Source organism: Brevundimonas sp. UBA7838 (assembly GCF_002500885.1).
GTDB classification, from domain to species: domain Bacteria; phylum Pseudomonadota; class Alphaproteobacteria; order Caulobacterales; family Caulobacteraceae; genus Brevundimonas; species Brevundimonas vesicularis_C.
This window is the reverse complement of record NZ_DLTK01000095.1, coordinates 39,061-54,362: the sequence shown is the minus strand read 5'-3', so window position 1 is coordinate 54,362 and position 15,302 is coordinate 39,061. Positions and strand designations below refer to the sequence as shown.

Annotated in this window: 14 protein-coding genes; 7 read left to right on the top strand and 7 right to left on the bottom strand. The window is 66.9% G+C overall.

Features of this window, described 5'->3' with window-relative positions; translation table 11 throughout:
• Positions 1–92: 92 nt before the first annotated feature.
• From B3T77_RS08550 to B3T77_RS08540, 3 genes are read right to left on the bottom strand one after another with little or no spacing between them, the layout of a single operon-like run.
• Positions 93–1,760, bottom strand: a complete 1,668-nt coding sequence (locus B3T77_RS08550) for a DHA2 family efflux MFS transporter permease subunit (protein WP_292078868.1) — start codon at positions 1,758–1,760, stop codon at positions 93–95.
• The gene (locus B3T77_RS08545) at positions 1,747–2,871 is read right to left on the bottom strand and encodes an HlyD family secretion protein (RefSeq protein WP_292078866.1); all 1,125 of its coding nucleotides are present in this window, start codon (positions 2,869–2,871) and stop codon (positions 1,747–1,749) included. The genes B3T77_RS08550 and B3T77_RS08545 overlap by 14 nt, the downstream gene beginning before the upstream one ends.
• Positions 2,868–3,296, bottom strand: coding sequence for a MarR family transcriptional regulator (locus B3T77_RS08540; protein ID WP_292078864.1), 429 nt, complete (start codon positions 3,294–3,296; stop codon positions 2,868–2,870). Before B3T77_RS08540 ends, B3T77_RS08545 begins: the two co-directional genes overlap by 4 nt.
• Positions 3,297–3,986: 690 nt before the next feature.
• On the opposite strand from B3T77_RS08540, the gene B3T77_RS08535 reads away from it, so the two are divergent.
• The 6 genes from B3T77_RS08535 to spt all read left to right on the top strand — a co-directional run bounded on the left by B3T77_RS08535 (position 3,987) and on the right by spt (position 10,798).
• Entirely contained in the window at positions 3,987–4,679 is a 693-nt protein-coding gene (locus tag B3T77_RS08535; protein ID WP_292078862.1) for a DUF3313 family protein, read from the top strand.
• Positions 4,680–5,221: 542 nt separating this feature from the next.
• Positions 5,222–6,535: a lipopolysaccharide biosynthesis protein gene (locus B3T77_RS08530; protein WP_292078861.1), complete on the top strand. Its 1,314-nt coding sequence runs from the start codon at positions 5,222–5,224 to the stop codon at positions 6,533–6,535.
• Between the two features lie 32 nt (positions 6,536–6,567).
• Positions 6,568–8,286, top strand: coding sequence for a fatty acyl-AMP ligase (locus B3T77_RS08525; protein WP_292078859.1), 1,719 nt, complete (start codon positions 6,568–6,570; stop codon positions 8,284–8,286).
• Positions 8,287–8,291: 5 nt separating this feature from the next.
• The gene (locus B3T77_RS08520; protein WP_292078857.1) at positions 8,292–9,224 is read left to right on the top strand and encodes an NAD-dependent epimerase/dehydratase family protein; all 933 of its coding nucleotides are present in this window, start codon (positions 8,292–8,294) and stop codon (positions 9,222–9,224) included.
• A 95-nt stretch (positions 9,225–9,319) separates the two neighbouring features.
• On the top strand, positions 9,320–9,577 hold the full coding sequence (locus B3T77_RS08515) for an acyl carrier protein (protein ID WP_292078855.1): 258 nt from the start codon (positions 9,320–9,322) through the stop codon (positions 9,575–9,577).
• 3 nt (positions 9,578–9,580) lie between these two features.
• Entirely contained in the window at positions 9,581–10,798 is a 1,218-nt protein-coding gene (gene spt, locus B3T77_RS08510; RefSeq protein ID WP_292078853.1) for a serine palmitoyltransferase, read from the top strand.
• Here spt and B3T77_RS08505 read toward each other — a convergent pair.
• From B3T77_RS08505 to B3T77_RS08495, 3 genes are read right to left on the bottom strand one after another with little or no spacing between them, the layout of a single operon-like run.
• Positions 10,780–11,712: a hypothetical protein gene (locus B3T77_RS08505; protein ID WP_292078851.1), complete on the bottom strand. Its 933-nt coding sequence runs from the start codon at positions 11,710–11,712 to the stop codon at positions 10,780–10,782. The two genes, spt and B3T77_RS08505, sit on opposite strands and share 19 nt — an antisense overlap.
• Positions 11,709–12,617 carry a diacylglycerol/lipid kinase family protein gene (locus tag B3T77_RS08500; RefSeq protein ID WP_292078849.1) on the bottom strand — a complete coding sequence of 303 codons (909 nt, stop codon included), beginning with the start codon at positions 12,615–12,617 and terminating at the stop codon, positions 11,709–11,711. The genes B3T77_RS08505 and B3T77_RS08500 overlap by 4 nt, the downstream gene beginning before the upstream one ends.
• Positions 12,617–13,723: a CDP-alcohol phosphatidyltransferase family protein gene (locus B3T77_RS08495; protein WP_292078846.1), complete on the bottom strand. Its 1,107-nt coding sequence runs from the start codon at positions 13,721–13,723 to the stop codon at positions 12,617–12,619. The genes B3T77_RS08500 and B3T77_RS08495 overlap by 1 nt, the downstream gene beginning before the upstream one ends.
• A gap of 86 nt (positions 13,724–13,809) precedes the next feature.
• Between B3T77_RS08495 and B3T77_RS08490 the strand changes: the two genes are divergently transcribed.
• Positions 13,810–14,706, top strand: coding sequence for a metallophosphoesterase family protein (locus tag B3T77_RS08490; RefSeq protein ID WP_292078844.1), 897 nt, complete (start codon positions 13,810–13,812; stop codon positions 14,704–14,706).
• Between the two features lie 85 nt (positions 14,707–14,791).
• On the opposite strand, the gene B3T77_RS08485 is transcribed toward B3T77_RS08490, so the two are convergent.
• Positions 14,792–15,268 (bottom strand): DUF2141 domain-containing protein, encoded by a 477-nt coding sequence (locus B3T77_RS08485; protein WP_292078842.1) that lies wholly within the window; start codon positions 15,266–15,268, stop codon positions 14,792–14,794.
• Positions 15,269–15,302 lie beyond the last annotated feature (34 nt).

The window sequence follows — 15,302 nt, the reverse complement described above, 5'->3', positions numbered from 1 at the left end:
GCTTCACCGCATCGAGCCGCGGTGCGTCTAGAACGACGGTGAACGACGAGAGCGCCATCGGGCGGCTATATTTCCCAGGCCGACCGAAACCGTCAGGCGGCGCCCCTCTTGCGCTGAGGGCCTACATCGTCCGGCAGAACCGGTTCGAGCGCGAAACCGGCCTCGATATCCCCTTCGGCTTCCATGGCGGTCGGAGGCGCCGCGGAAGCCTTGCGGTTCGATTGCAGAGCGCGGTGCAGGATGAAGGTCGGCAGGAGTGCGCCGGCGAAAACGATTGCTGTGATCAGAAAACCGTCACGATAGGCGGCTGCGGCCGCCTGATAGACGACGGTCTGTCCCAAAAGCCAGCCGGAAGCCGCCGCCTGATCAATCGGCGCAACGCCGAGTTCGCTCATGGCCCGGACGGCGCCCTGAACATAGGCAGTCGTCGCGACATTGTCCGGCGTCTGCGTCGCGGCGATGAGATCACCATGAAAGGCGCTGCGGCGTTCCACGATCACCGCCAGAATCCCCGTGCCGAGCGCGCCGCCGAGCTGCCGCGTAAAATTCATCGCCCCTGAACCCTGGCTCAGAAGTCGTGGCGGAAGCACCGTCAGGGAACCCGCGCTGAGCGACGGAAACACGAAGCCCAGACCGACACGGCTTATCACCGTCCACCACGCCAGCGTCCAGAAGGCCGTATCGACATTGACGTGCGAGAGGAGCCACGATGCGTAGGCGAAGATGGCCATGCCAAGACCGATGAGCACGCCCGGGGGCGCCACGTCGCTGAGTTTTCCGGCAAGGGGGAACACGAAAACGAGCGCGAACCCCGCCGGCATGAGAAGAAGTCCGGCCTGCGTGGGCGTAAGGTTCTGGATCTGCTGGACGAAAATGGGCAGCAGATAGGTCGATCCGAACAGGCCCGCACCCAGCACGAAACTGACGACACAGGCTGCGGCGAACGGCCCGTTGGAGAACAATCGCAGATCGAGCATCGGATGAGGGGTCCGGTGTTCATGCCATAGGAAGGCTCCACCGGCTGCGAGCGCCAGAGCGATCTCACCGATCACGATGTTGGAGTCCCATCCCAGGCGCTGGCCGCTCGAAATCGCTTGAAGCACCGAAAGCAAGAACACGGAAAGATACAGGATCGCCGGCCAGTCGAGCCTTTGCCGCTCGAGATCCGGATTCCTGGTCGGCAGGAACAGATTGGCGAGAACGATGCCGACCACGCCGAACGGGATGCCCAGATAGAAGAGGAAGCGCCAATCGAAATTGTCCATCAAGACGCCCCCGACCCACGGCCCGAGCGCTGGCGCCAGAACCACGCCGATGCCGAAAATGCCCATCGCCGCCCCTCGCTGCTGCGGCGGGAAGACCTGGAACATCACCACCATCGCCAGCGGCTGGACGATCCCCGCTGCCAAACCCTGGAGGATGCGGGAAACGACCAGCACCGTCTGGTCCGGCGCAACGCCGCCGACGATGGAGCCGAACAGGAACAGCGCCAGAGCGCCGATCATCGTCAACCGCTGTCCGAACGCCCGTTCGCACCAGGCCGTCATCAGCATGGTGACCGTCATGGCCGCCAGGAAGCCGGTCGACAGCCACTGGGCCTGAACGGAGTCAATGCCGAACTGGCCCATGATCGCGGGTATGGCGACATTGACGATCGTCGAGGACAACACGACCGCAACGGCGGCCACCATCGCCGTCAGGGTGGCCAGCCAGCGATACCCGGGACCGAAGCGAACGAAAAAGGCGTCAGTCGACGACATCGATCGTCGCCTCGACCATCATGCCGGGGCGCAATGGGATTTGTTGCTGGACGATCTCGAGGCGAACCGGGATACGCTGGGTGACCTTCGTGAAATTCCCGCTCGGATTGGGATTGGGAAGAAGGGCGAACTGACTGGTCGCGGCTCCGCCCACTTCGGAAACCCGAGCATCGAACACCTGGCCGGGATAGGCGTCGATCTTCACTCGCGCAGGGGCTCCCACGGTGATCTTGCGGACATCAGTCTCCTTGATGTTGACGTCTATCCAAATCTCCGACGGATTATGGTACATCAACAGTCGTGTGCCGGCGGTAACAAACTCGCCCGCGTCAATGAAGGTCTGGTCGATCACGCCATCGAATGCGGCGCGAATTTCCCGACGGCCGAGATCCAGGGTCTGCTGACCGCGCTGAGCCCGCAACCCTTCCTTCTGAGCGTCGAGCGCGGCGACCTGCGCCTCCAGCACCTCGACCTCACTCGTACCCTCGCGGGTGACGCCGACCTGGGCTCGCGACCCCGCGATCTGAGCCTGGGCGCGCGCAGCGTTTTGTTCGGCCGCGCGAAGACGGGCCTGGTCTTCGTCAAATCGGCTCTGGGCGACCAGCCCGCGCTCGAACAGGGTCTTGGACCGATCGAAGGCGCTACGCGCCGCCGCGACTTCCGCCTGCCGGGCCAGAGCATCCGCCTGGGCCGCCGAAACGCCGGCCGCCGACACGCCCATCTGCTCTCCGACCCGTCTGACGACCGCGGCCTGTTGCGCCCGGAGCTGGGCCTGCTGGGCCTCGATGCGCGCGATCTCCGCATCGATCCGTTCGAGCGCCAGGCGGGAATCAGCCGGATCGATGCTTGCCAGGATCTGCCCGGCGCGGACCCGCTGGCCCGCCCGGACCTGGAGGTCAACGACCCGCCCAGAAACTTCGCTGCTGACCGCGATCACATGGGCGGCGATCCGTGCGTCGGTGCTGTTCACCTTTCCGGCGCGCAGGGTCAACCAGCCGACTATCACCGCCAAGCCGATCAGCAGCACGGCGATGATCACAACCAGCTTTCGTCGACCGGGTCTTGTCTTGCGGGCTTCGGCGGCGTGAGGGGGCAAGGCGTCGGCGCTCATAGGTCTTCCAACCTTCTGTTGATATGCTCGATCACCCACGAGGCCGTGGCCAGGTCCGCCTCGGACAAGCCCTCGGTGATTTCGCGCCGGACCTGCTGGGCGATTTTCAAAATTTCGGCCAACACGGGCGTGGCGGCCTCAGTCAGGTGCACTGCATTGACCCGCCGGTCTCCGGCGATCGCCTCGCGACGTATAAGGCCGCGGCGCTCCAGGTCGTCCAGTTGACGAACAAGCGTCGGGGGTTCGATGCCGATCCGCGACGCCAGCTCCTTCTGGCTCAGCCCATCTCCGGCTTTCTCCAGTTCGAGAAGTGCGTGCCAGCGGGCCTGCGTCAGATCGACATGCTTGAGGCGCTCGTCGAGGCGGTTGCGCCATCGACGACCTGCAAGCGCGATGGCCCGGCCGAGAGTGATTTCAAAAGGCATGGCCCTGGCGAATAGCTTGCAAAGCATTAGCATGCAAAGCATATTGCCTGGATGCAATCCCGCTTGTCTGTCGGCGGCCACTGGGCCGCAAACGACCTCAAATTCATGGTCTGGTTCGGCCTTTCCAGTGGCCGCGCCAAATTGCTGTCCGCACTTTGGGCGGCCCAGGGCGACCTTGTGGAAACCCGGTCTCTTGGGCTCAGTCGGCATACTGTGTACGTCTATGTAAGCGATCTGCGGACGGCCTTGTATCCGGGGGCGATCCATACAAGGTCGAAGTTCGGCTACGCCTTGACGATCAGCGGGCTGGCCGAATGCGCGGCTGCGTTGGAAGCCATGTCCAGGGACGCGTTGGCGGCTGGGTGCGCCGCTGGACGAATTGCGGCATGATCGCCTACTCAGGGCTGCTTTTTCCAGCACTAACCGTCGTGGGGCTTCCGGTATCGACCGCAAGCTTCGAGCACGGCCACGACGACGGCGTTTGTGGACGCCACCTAGGCCAGGCGTTTGGCCGCCAAAAGATTGGGTGGATTCGCCATGGGGACGTCTAAGTGAGATGGATTGAAACGCATCCGTGTTGGAGGAAGATCATTGCGAAGCTCCCTAGTTTTTACTGTTTTGATTTCCGGCCTGGCGGCATGTCAGACAGCGCCAAAAGTCCAGTCTGGGTTCCTCTAGTCCTATGACGGATTGACGGAGCGTTCGGACACAATTCGCGCTTCCATTCGCGAAAGGCGCGACGATGCGGCAGCCGAGGCGATTGATCAGCTGTTCATAGAGCCGAGCGTTCTTCACCCCGGCGCCGTGGACGACCTTTCCGACGCCGAGACGGCCTTGGTGTTGGCGGAGGCCGATCGTCAGATCTGCTATGAGCTCAGCGAGCGGTTCACTGTCCTGTCGCAACAGGACTCTTCGGCCGCCCGGGTTCGGACGGCCGTCACCGGTGTGCGTCCAACTGGCCGGGCCGCTTCTGCGGGGTCAGCCGTGGCGGGGTTCTTCATTCCCGGTCCGATCGGAGTGCGCGCACCGGGTTCAACGGGGGGTCTGGCCGTGGAAAGTGAGTTGATCACGACGGATGGTCGGCAGGCGGCCGCCTTGGTCTGGGCGCGCAATGCGAACGTGATTGGTACGGATTCTCCATCACTCTCGCGGGTCGGTGATGCGCTTCAACTCGCCGAGCCCATGGGGGACGCGGTCGGCGATGCGTTTGCGCCGAGAGACCGGAAACCTCGCAAGATCGCCGATCCGGATCCGTGTCGCCGGTTTGGGGCACGCGTGCAGCCCGCCGGCTTTCTGGCAGGCATGGCCACGGGTCTGTACTTGCCTGAACTCAGCGGCGCGGGCGCAAGGCCGGCGGAGCTGACCGAGCGCCCAGAACATTAGGCTCTGACGGGCCCTTGACTGGCCGGCGACCTCTCCGGTCGCCGGCCGTGCTGATTTCTTTACTTTCGACAGAATGACGAGCGGGCGCGCCTGCCCGTCCTGACAGCGCTCGCAATCGGCGGCTAGAACCGCACTGCCACCTTTGACGGTCTTGATCTTCCTGTAGCTTCCTGCCGCGTCCTGATTGCTTGCGACGCGGGTTTCGTGGATTTTCTCGGCCAGGCGGCAGGGTGTGGTCTATGACGATGGGCATGCTTGTCCCGCATGGTTTGATCGCCCTCCTCCGGGACACTGACCCCATCGTTTCGGGGAGCGGTTCGGGACGCGCTTTCATCACAGCAACGTGATAATGAAATGCCGCTGTGCGCCTCCTGCCTGATCAGGGCGGGACGTCGGGAAAAGTTCATTGGGGTTACGGAGTTCAGACCCGGTCCAAGCCAAAGCCGCCGCCAGGGCGTTCATGCCGCACCAGCGGTCATCCGCCATGAAGCGGGCCTCAAACTTATCATACGGCATCTCGGGGAGGAGGGACGATCGGCCCGTTGAAATTGTATTACAACATCGATCCAGTCCTCGGTCGTGTCCTCGCCAATGCGGCAGTTTTGCTGGGGGGACGGGTCGCAAATGCGGTCATGGGTCTGGCGGCGATCGCCCTGACGGCGCGCGCGCTCGGGCTGACGGGCTTCGGGGTGCTGATCCTGATCCACGCCTTCGCCCAGTTCCTGGGCGAGACGGTGAAATTCCAGTCCTGGCAGACGGTGCTCCATTATGGCGCGCGCCCGCTGGCCGAGGGGCGACCGGCGGATTTCGGCAAGGTGCTGCGCTTCACCCTGGCCCTGGACGCGATCGGGGCCATCGTCGGGGTCGCTGTCGGGCTGATCGCCACCCTGGCGTTCGGGGATTGGCTGGGCCTGTCGCCTGAGCATCGCCCGGCGGCGGCCCTGTATGTCCTGTCGGTGGCCTTCATGGTGTCGGCGACGCCGATGGGATTGCTCAGATTGCTGGACCGGTTTGATGTCCTGGCCCGACAGACGGCGCTGGTCGCCCTGGTTCGGCTGATCGGGTGCGGGATCGGATTTGTGACGGCGGCGTCGATGCCGGTGTTCCTGGTCTTCTGGGCCGCAGGCGTGGTCGCCGGGTTCGTCTATATCGCCTGGGCCGCCTGGTCGGAGCTTAAGGCGCGCGGCCTGCTATCCGGCCTGACCTGGCGCGGCGGCCCTCTGACCGAAGGCATGCCGGGGGCCTGGCGGTTTGCCTGGTCGACCAACCTCAGCGCTACGGTCGACGTGGCCTTCACCCATGTGATCACCCTGGCCCTCGGGGCGCTGGTGGGACCGGCCCAGGCGGCGCTGTGGCGGATCGGACGTCAGGTCGCCGACGCCATCGCCAAGCCCGCCCGCCTGCTGACCGCCTCCCTCTATCCGGAACTGGCGCGTCTGCACGCCGGCGAGGGCGGACAGGCCGGAATGTGGCGGCTGGCGCGGGTGATCGGCCTGTTGGCCGGGGTTCTGGGCGTCGCACTGATGGGGCTGACGCTGGGCGGCGGCGAATGGCTTTTGCGGATCACCATGGGGCCGCAGTTCACCCAGGCCGCCACCCTGATGACCTGGCAGGTCGGGGCCGCCGTGATCGGTCTGGTCGCCCTGCCGTTCGAACCGATGCTGGTGTCGCTTGGTCGGGCGGGCACGGCGCTTTGGGTCCGGCTGCTGGTCTGCGTCGCCTATCTGGCGTTGCTGGGACCGGTCGTGACGCGGTACGGCGCGCTCGGGGCGGCGGTCGCGCTGGTGATCGCCTCGGCGCTGATGGCGCTGGGTATGTTCGTGTGCGTGTTTTATAATCGTCGGAATCACCCGTAGGACGGGGCAGACGACGAACAGCAGGCCCGGACTTGACCACCCCCACCCCAACCGCGCCGGATCGCGTCGTCCGCCATGCCGACTTCCCCACCCTGACCCAGGCGCTGGACTTCGCGGCGACGGGCCAGACGGGCATCACCCTGTACGGCGGTCGTGGAGAATGCCTGCGCACGGTGACCTATGCCGAGTTGCGGACGGAGGCCTTGGCCCTTGCTCGCCGCCTGATCGCCAGCGGCCTGGCGCCCGGCGACCGGGTCGGCCTGGCCGCCGAGACCGACGCCGACTTCATCCGCGCCTTCTTCGCCTGCCAGTATGCCGGTCTGATGCCCGCCCCCCTGCCCCTGCCCGCGCCCTTGGGCGGCCGCGCGGCCTATGTCGAGCAGATCGCCCGGATGCTGGGCGCGGCCCAGGCCTCGGCCGTGTTCGGGCCCGCCCCCTACGCCGAATGGCTGCGCGAGGCGGCGGATCAGGCGGGCGGCATCGCGATCGGGCCGTCGCTGAACGAACTGCCTGAGGCCGTGGATGTGACCCTGCCCGACATCGGCCCCGACGACCTCGCCTATGTCCAGTTCTCGTCCGGCAGCACGCGGTTCCCGACCGGGGTGATGGTCACCCACCGTTCCCTGATGGCCAACGCGTTGGCGATCACCCGCGACGGGCTTCAGGTCGTGGCCCAGGACCGCGCCGTGTCCTGGTTGCCGCTCTATCACGACATGGGGCTGATCGGATTCCTGCTGGCCCCGCTGTGTTGCCAGATGACGGTCGATCTGTTGCCGACCAGCGCCTTCGTGCGGCGGCCCCTGCTGTGGCTGGACCTGATATCGCGCAACGGCGGCAGCGTCTCCTACAGCCCGACCTTCGGCTATGAGCTCTGCGCCCGACGGGCCGAGACGGGCTCGTCCGCGACGTTCGACTTGTCCCGCTGGCGGATCGCGGGCGTCGGCGGCGACATGGTCCGGGTCCGCCCTCTGACCGAGTTCGCCGAGCGGTTCGGCGGGTCGGGGTTCGATGCCAGGGCCTATGTCGCCAGCTATGGCATGGCCGAGGCCACCCTGGCCGTGGCAATGGCTCCGCTGGGCCGCGGCCTGCAGGTCGAGACGCTCAATCTGCTGGACCTCGAAGGCGATGGCGACGTCATCGGCGGGGCTGTCGATGAGCGATCGCGCGGTTTCGTCCGTTGCGGCCCGGCCCTGCCCGGGCACCGGATCGAGGTCCGCGATGCCGACGGTCGATCCGTCCCGGACGGCCACGTCGGGCGCATCTTCATCCAGGGGGCCAGCCTGATGCGGGGCTATTTCGGCAATCCCGACGCGACCGCTGACGTCCTGTCCGGCGACGGCTGGCTGGAGACCGGCGACCTGGGACTGATCGTCGATGGCGAGATCGTGCCGACCGGGCGGGCCAAGGATCTGATCCTGATCAATGGCCGCAACCTGTGGCCGCAGGATCTGGAATGGAGCGTCGAGGCTGAACTCGACAGGGTCCGCAGCGGCGACGTCGCGGCCTTCCACATCTCAGACGGCGACGCCGAACGGGTGGTCGTGCTGGTCCAGTCCCGGTCCGGCGATGCAGAGGCCCGCGAGACACTGACGAGCGAGGTCGCGGCCCTGCTGCGGGCCCGGCACGGGGTCGAGGCGGCGGTGCATCTGGTCGGGCCGCACGACCTGCCCAAGACGACCTCGGGCAAGCTGAGCCGGACGCGTGCACGGGTGCTGTTCCTGGCCGGAACGTTCGACGGCCTGCAGGCCTGACGATCGTGAGGCTGCGCGTCTCCATCACCGGAGCGACTGGTTTTCTAGGCCGGCGTCTGGTCAGGGCCTTTGCCGACGCGGGCTGGACCGTGCGTGTGCTGGCACGGCGCGATCCCGTCGCTGCGGTTGGCGATATCGCGGGGCTTGAGGTGACGCCCGGCGATCTTGAGGACAAGGGTGCGTTGCGGGCTCTGTGTCACGGGGCCGACGTCGTGATCCATGCCGCCGGCTTGGTGAAGGCCCGGCGCGATGAGGATTTCCACCACGTCAACGCCGAAGGAGCCGACCGGCTGGCCAGGGCAGCACAGGCGGTCGCTCCCAATACCCATGTCATCCTGGTCTCCTCCCTGGCCGCGCGGGAGCCCCAGCTGTCCCCTTATGCGGCCAGCAAACGGGCGGGAGAGGTCATGATGGCGGCCCGGTTGGGCGACCGGCTGACCATCGTCCGGCCCACCGCCATCTACGGCCCCGGCGACCGAGAAACCTTCGCCCTGTTCGCGGCCGCCGCGCTAGGATGGCCCCAGCCTGTGTTGCATCCCAAGGCCTGCATCACCCTGGTCCATGTCGCGGACGTCGCGCAGGCCCTGCTCGCACTGGCCCAGCGCTCACCCCGTTCGGCGTCGGTCGCGATCTGCGACGATCGCCCGGAAGGTTACAGTTGGGCCGAACTGACCGTTGCGGCGGCCCGGGCCGTGGGGCGCGAACCCACCACATTTCGCATCCCCGAAAGCGCCCTCAAACTCGCAGGCGTAGTGTCCGGGCTGTCCCGGCTTTCCGGTCGCTCTTCAGTCCTAACGCCCGGAAAGGCCCGCGAAATCCTGCACCGCGACTGGAGCGTTTCACCAGAAGAACGCGGGCCGGCACCTGCTGTCGTCTTCCCCCTTGTCCACGGATTCACCGACACCGTAGCTTGGGCGAGACGCGCGGGCTGGCTCTAATGGGACAAACGAGCATCAGACGTGTGACAGTTCTCTGGCAATTTGTCAGAGAGCCGATTAGGCAGTGGATGTTGGAGTCCCATGGGTAGGCGCGCGTGAGCCAGTCGGCAGTGACGGACCTGACGGTCCATCAGATCCAGCAGGCGGTCGAGTCGGTGCTCGGACGTTCTGTGACGATCGACCGTGACACCGACATCGCGCGTGATCTGGCGGTCGATTCCCTGGCCTTGATGAACATCGTCATGGAGTTGGAGGACGCGTTCGACGTCTCCATGCCGCTGGACCGACTGGCGACGGTTCAGACCATCGGCGACCTCGCCGACATAATTTCATCCCTGCGTCAGGCGGCCTGAAGAATGGCTCTGTTCGATCGATATCTGCCTCAGGTCGAGGCCTACCAGTCCATCCGCGCGTTCGGGGCCGACCCGTTCAGCATGCGGTTCGATGCCATCCTGTCGCCGACAGAGGCCGAGTACGGCGGGCGACGCGTCATCCTGCTGGGCACCAACAACTATCTGGGCCTGACGTTCGACCCGGCCTGTATCGAGGCGTCGGTCGAGGCGACGCGGACCTGGGGCACCGGCACGACCGGCTCGCGCATCGCCAACGGCAGTTTCGACGGCCACCTGACCATGGAGACGGCCCTGGCCGCCTTCTATGGCCGGAAACACGCCATGGTCTTCACCACCGGCTACCAGGCCAATCTGGGCGTCCTGTCGTCCCTGGTCGGGCGCGGCGATCATCTGATCCTGGACGCCGACAGCCATGCCAGCATCTATGATGGGGCGCGGCTGGGCCATGCCGAGGTCATCCGCTTTCGTCACAACGACCCGGAGGATCTGGCCAAGCGCCTGCGCCGTCTGGGCGATGCGCCCGGAAACCGGATGATCGTGGTCGAGGGCATCTATTCGATGATGGGCGACGTCGCGCCGCTTCGCGAGATCGCCGCGATCAAGCGCGAGACGGGCGCCTATCTGATGGTCGACGAGGCCCATTCGCTAGGCGTGCTTGGGGCGACCGGCCGCGGCCTGGCGGAGGCGGCGGGTGTCGAGGACGATGTCGATTTCATCGTCGGCACCTTCTCAAAAAGCCTGGGCGGGATCGGCGGCTATCTGGTGTCCGACATCGCCGACTTCGACGTGCTTCGGGTCGTCAGCCGCCCCTATATGTTCACCGCCTCCCTGCCGCCCGCCGTGGTCGCCTCGACGCTGAAGGCGCTGAAGCGGATGCAGGCCGAGCCGGGGCTGCGATCGAAGCTGGCGGCCAATTCGCAACGGCTGTTCGACGGACTGAACGCCATGGGATTGACCACGGGTGCGACCGCATCGCCGATCGTGGCGGTGGCCATGTCGGACACGGCCGAGGCGCTGGCCTTCTGGAACGGCCTGCTGGCGCAAGGCGTCTATCTGAACCTGGCCCTGCCGCCCGCGACGCCGGACAGCCGGCCGTTGCTCCGCTCCAGCGTCAGCGCGGCCCATAGTTTCGAGCAGATCGACGCCGTTCTGGACGCCTTCGCCACCGTCGGCCGGTCGATGAATCTGGTGGCCCCCGCCGCTCAGCGCGCCTCCCGCTGAGCCCGGCGCTTTAGCCGCCATAGCCGGTAAAGCACCCCCGCCGAGGCCAGTACCGGATGCCGAATCCGCCACGGGGTCAAAGGAACGACCAGTCCGGTGTGACGCTCGATCTTCCAGGCCGCGTACTGGGTCGCGCCGGTGAAGGTGAAGGCGGCCTTGACCAGGCGGGCGATGTTCAACGGCTTGCCCAGCCTTCGCCGTCGCCGCCATTCGCTCAGGATGCGGTGACGCTCGGTCGGGGTCAGAGACGGGCTCAGACGCCCGCCGTCCTGCTGAAACGCGATCCCGCCCGCCGTCCAGGCCAGCGGCAGGATGGCGGCATAGCGATCCGGATCGAAACCGACGATCTGATCCTCGCGCCCGGCACGCTCGACCCGAAACTCGGCGCGATAGGTCTGGGCGAACAGGGCCCGCCACCAGACCAGCAGCTCGCCGCTGCCCGGCCCCAGCACGGCGGCATAGCGGGCGGCGGTGATGGCCGAGTCGGCGACGGCGCGCGTCACCGCATGGCGGTCCGCGTCGCCCCTGGTCCAGACTAGGGCGGAGGGCTGGACGAACCGGGTCCAGATGGTGGTGTCCAGCCGCTGGCCCGCGCCCGCCTCGGCAAATGTGTTCAGCGGCAGCACGGCGATCTTGGCCCGCAGCACCGCTTCGCCTTGGTTCCATTCGCGGAAATCCACCTCGGGCCACAGCTTGCGCTCACGCCAGCCGCGCAGGCCGGTCCGGTGCGGCCCGTCGGTCAGGATGTAGAAGTCCAGCACCCCATCCAGATCGCCCGTCCGCAGGATCGACCCGTAGAAGAGCACCGCCGCCGTATCCTGTTCCGCCGCCAGAGCCTCGGCGAAGGCGCGCACGGCCTCCGGAACCGGCGTGGCCAGGTCGCGCGCGACCAGATCGATCAGGGGCCCGGTCACGCGGCCACGAAGGTGACGGTGGGCCCCTGACGCACCGCGACGTGCCCGCCCGGATAGACTTCGCCATCGAGCACGAAGGCCTCCAGACCGTGGAGCGACACCGTCTGCGGGCTGTGACGCCGATAGCCAGCGCTTTCGAGCCAGGTCGGTTCACGTCCGGCCAGTATGGCAACCAGGGCCGGAATCAGCCGACGCGGCGGGGCATCGACGTCGAGCAGCTTCAGACCTGGACGCGGTCGTCCGAACGGTCGGAATTTCAGCGGGAACCGTTCCAGGGTGCTGGCCAGGATCAGGAACCGCTGTCGGGCCTCGCTCGCGCTGCCGTCAAGGGCCTGGGCCAGCCGCTCGCCCGCGCCGAACCCCTGCGCGCCGCCGAAAGCCGTACTGAAGACGGCTCCGATCAGGGCGGCCCCGACCGCCAGACTGTCGATCACCCCGATCCGGTGCGCGCCGGTCGCCATCCGCGTGGCCCCGACATAGGCCCCGGTGCCGAAGACGAACCCACGGAGCGCGGGCGTGGCCTCGCCCTCGCGGGTGACCTCTATCATGGGCCGGGATGCTCGGTTGGCAGGCGATCGCGCCGCCGCGATCGCCGCCTCGACCGACCAGCGCGCGGGGCCGCCCAGGTCGCGCGCCAGCACATTGGTCTTGCCGTGCGGCACGACGGCCAGCAGCGGCAACCGGCCCTCGAATGCTGGCCAGGCCCGTGTCAGCACGTCTCGCAACGTCCCATCCCCGCCATCGACGATCAGCAGATCGACCCTAGCTTCCGCCATGGCCTCAAGAGCGGTCGCCAGAGCCTCGGGCGTTTCCGGGGCGGCATGGATCACGTCCGGCGACACAGCCCCAGGCGACCGGGCGCGGTTCCTGTGGCTGCGTGGATTGTGGATCACCCCGACCCGCATCACACCTCCAGCCAGGACACCAGCGGACGCCGCGCGCCCAGCCCTTGAACGATCTGGACCGCGTGGACGACCAGGCACAGGGCCGTCCAGACGCCGACGGCGATGAGGCCGATGTCGGGCCGACCGACCAGGGTCGCCGCGCTCAGCAGCAGCAGATTGGGGTTCCGCCGCGCCGTGATCAGCCGGAAGAAGCTGTCGAACCGCCGCCAGGCGTGCATATGCATGCCGAACAGCCGGATGAAGATTCCCTCCTCGATCCGCTGCGCGACATAGCCGCCGACGATGACGGCCAGCAGCAGTTCCGGATGCGGCAGGTCGAACCCTGACGCCTGTACTCCCACGAACCAGGCCCACCACCAGAACGGTGGATGGATCAGGTCGATTCCATGGTCGAACACATTGCCCCAGGGCGACGACCGCAGCGTGACCCGCGCCAGCTTGCCGTCGACCGTATCGAGAAAGGTCATGACCCAGGCCGCGACCAGCCCCCAGCCGAACTCGCCGACCCAAAACAGATACATCGCCACCAGCACCAGGATCAGGCTGGCGAAGGTGACCTGGTTCGGGCTGATCCCGGTCAGGGCGCACCAGCGGGTCGCGATCCGCGCTGGAACCGGCCAGACGTATTTGGTCACCAGATCGGTGATTCCCTTGTACGATCCCTGGAACAGCCGGGCCTCGACAGCGCGGGCATTGCCGGCGTCCAGCCGCTCCAGCACCGGGGCCTCGCGCTTCCTCAGGGCGCTGTTGTAGGTCAGGTCTGCAGGGTCGAGCCGGGTCAGGTCGCGCAAGACAGCGGATGCAGCATTTCCAGCCAGCAGGGCTTCTGCGGCGACATCGGCGTTCGCCTCCCGCACATGGGCGGCGACGGGCGCACCTTCGGCGCCGATCATCACACTATCGGGCCTTACCATGACGGCCTTGATCAAGGCTTCGTCGAACACGTGGTCGGCCCGTGCCAGGACCACCGTGCCCGAACCCGCTGACGCGCCCTGCGAAACGCCCGCCCGCGCGAAGATGCGGCCCAGCCGTTCGGCCGAACTCATGCCCCAGATCCGCGCCGAGCCCTCACCCAGCACCCGCGCGCAAGGCGTGGCATCCGTCATCTGCTATACGCCCCGTTGTCGGCCCGCTCGCGGGGCCCGAATCTTCATAAAACAACTGCGGCCGCCGTGGCCAGAAACTCATCCGATTGCCCCCTTTTCGTCTGGCCCACCTGTCGGATCCACACCTGCCGCCACCTCCTATGCGGCTGGTCGAGCTGCGACTGAAGCGGCTGGTCAGCGGCCTGGCCTGGCGTCGCAAGGTTCATCATCACCGCCCCGAGGTCTTGGCGACCCTGGTGGCGGATATCGCCGCGACCGGGCCGGACCACATCGCGGTCACCGGCGACCTGATTAATTTCTCGACCGAGGCCGAATACGCTGCTGCGTCAGATTGGCTAGGCACGCTGGGCCCCACCGCCGATGTCACGGTCTCGCCAGGCAATCACGACGCGCTTGTCGGACCCGCGAACCCTGCGCGATTCGCTCCTTGGCGAACCTGGCTCGGTGATGAAGGCGATGGCTTCCCCTTCATGCGGCGACGCGGCCCGGCGGCCATCCTGAACCTGTGTTCGGCCATCCCGACGCCGGTGCATCTGGCCCAGGGGCAGCTTGGGGCCGATCAGATCGCGCGGCTGGAGGCCGAGCTGACGGCGGCGCGGCAGGCCGGTCTGTGTCGGATCGTCCTGATCCATCATCCGGTCGCGGACGGGGTTGTGGCGGATCGCAAGGCCCTGACCGACCGGCCTGCGCTTCAGGCCATGCTGGCGCACGCTGGGGCGGAACTGATCCTGCACGGCCATGCCCACCGATCGACCGTGTCGTCGGTCGCGGGACCGGACGGACCGATCCCGGCGCTGGGCGTGCCGTCCGCCTCGATGTCGCCCGGTCAAGGCGAGGCGGCGCGCTGGCACGAGATCGCGATCACGCCCTGCGAGACGGGCTTCGATATCGACATTGCCGCACGCGGTATTCAGCCGGACGGTACGATGGCAAGCCTCGGCGGCTATCGTCTGGCGACCGGCATCAAAGGCGAAATCAGCTGACCAGGACGGCCATAATGGCGTGACTGGCAAGGATAGGGCGAATCGCAATCGCGAAATGGCGCTATTCTAATATGGCCGTGCGGAGTCAGGGATAGCGGGTCTGGATCCGGATCGTGTTGTCGCCCGGCGTCACCGCGAACCGCACCGAGCGGAATGACGGCAGCCCCAGCCGCGCCGGAGCGTCGTTGGAAAAGCCGAACCCCTCGGTGGGGCGACCGATGGCGCTGCGGTCGAAATCGCTGTCGCCGTCGGCGTCGTGATAGATGACCACCGCATAGGTGCCCGCCTCCGGCAGGTTGAAACAGGCCCGCGTCGTCGGCGCCACCGCCCGCGTCCGCACCCGCAGCAGCTTGCCACCGGGAGCCAGGAACCGCCGCGCATTGTCGGGATAGATCGTCACTGCGATCTGGCCCTCGGGCGCCCGCACGCCGTTGACGATGACGTTCAGCCGCGTCCCGCCATCCGCCGCGCCCTCGCAGGTCTGGGCCTGGACGGCCCCCGCCGAGGCGATCAACGCCGCACCGGACACCAGGGCCGCGATCAGGAAAGGTCTGGCTTTCACGATTTCTCTCTGTTTCCTATAGGCCGCGCCGGTC

What these genes read in the sequence shown, in the direction of transcription:
- B3T77_RS08550 (WP_292078868.1), bottom strand. Translation starts at nt 1,760, where the DNA reads ATGTCGTCGACTGACGCCTTTTTCGTTCGCTTCGGTCCCGGGTATCGC.
- B3T77_RS08545 (WP_292078866.1), bottom strand. Translation starts at nt 2,871, where the DNA reads ATGAGCGCCGACGCCTTGCCCCCTCACGCCGCCGAAGCCCGCAAGACA.
- B3T77_RS08540 (WP_292078864.1), bottom strand. Translation starts at nt 3,296, where the DNA reads ATGCCTTTTGAAATCACTCTCGGCCGGGCCATCGCGCTTGCAGGTCGT.
- spt (WP_292078853.1), top strand. Translation starts at nt 9,581, where the DNA reads ATGGCTCTGTTCGATCGATATCTGCCTCAGGTCGAGGCCTACCAGTCC.
- B3T77_RS08500 (WP_292078849.1), bottom strand. Translation starts at nt 12,617, where the DNA reads ATGCGGGTCGGGGTGATCCACAATCCACGCAGCCACAGGAACCGCGCC.
- B3T77_RS08495 (WP_292078846.1), bottom strand. Translation starts at nt 13,723, where the DNA reads ATGACGGATGCCACGCCTTGCGCGCGGGTGCTGGGTGAGGGCTCGGCG.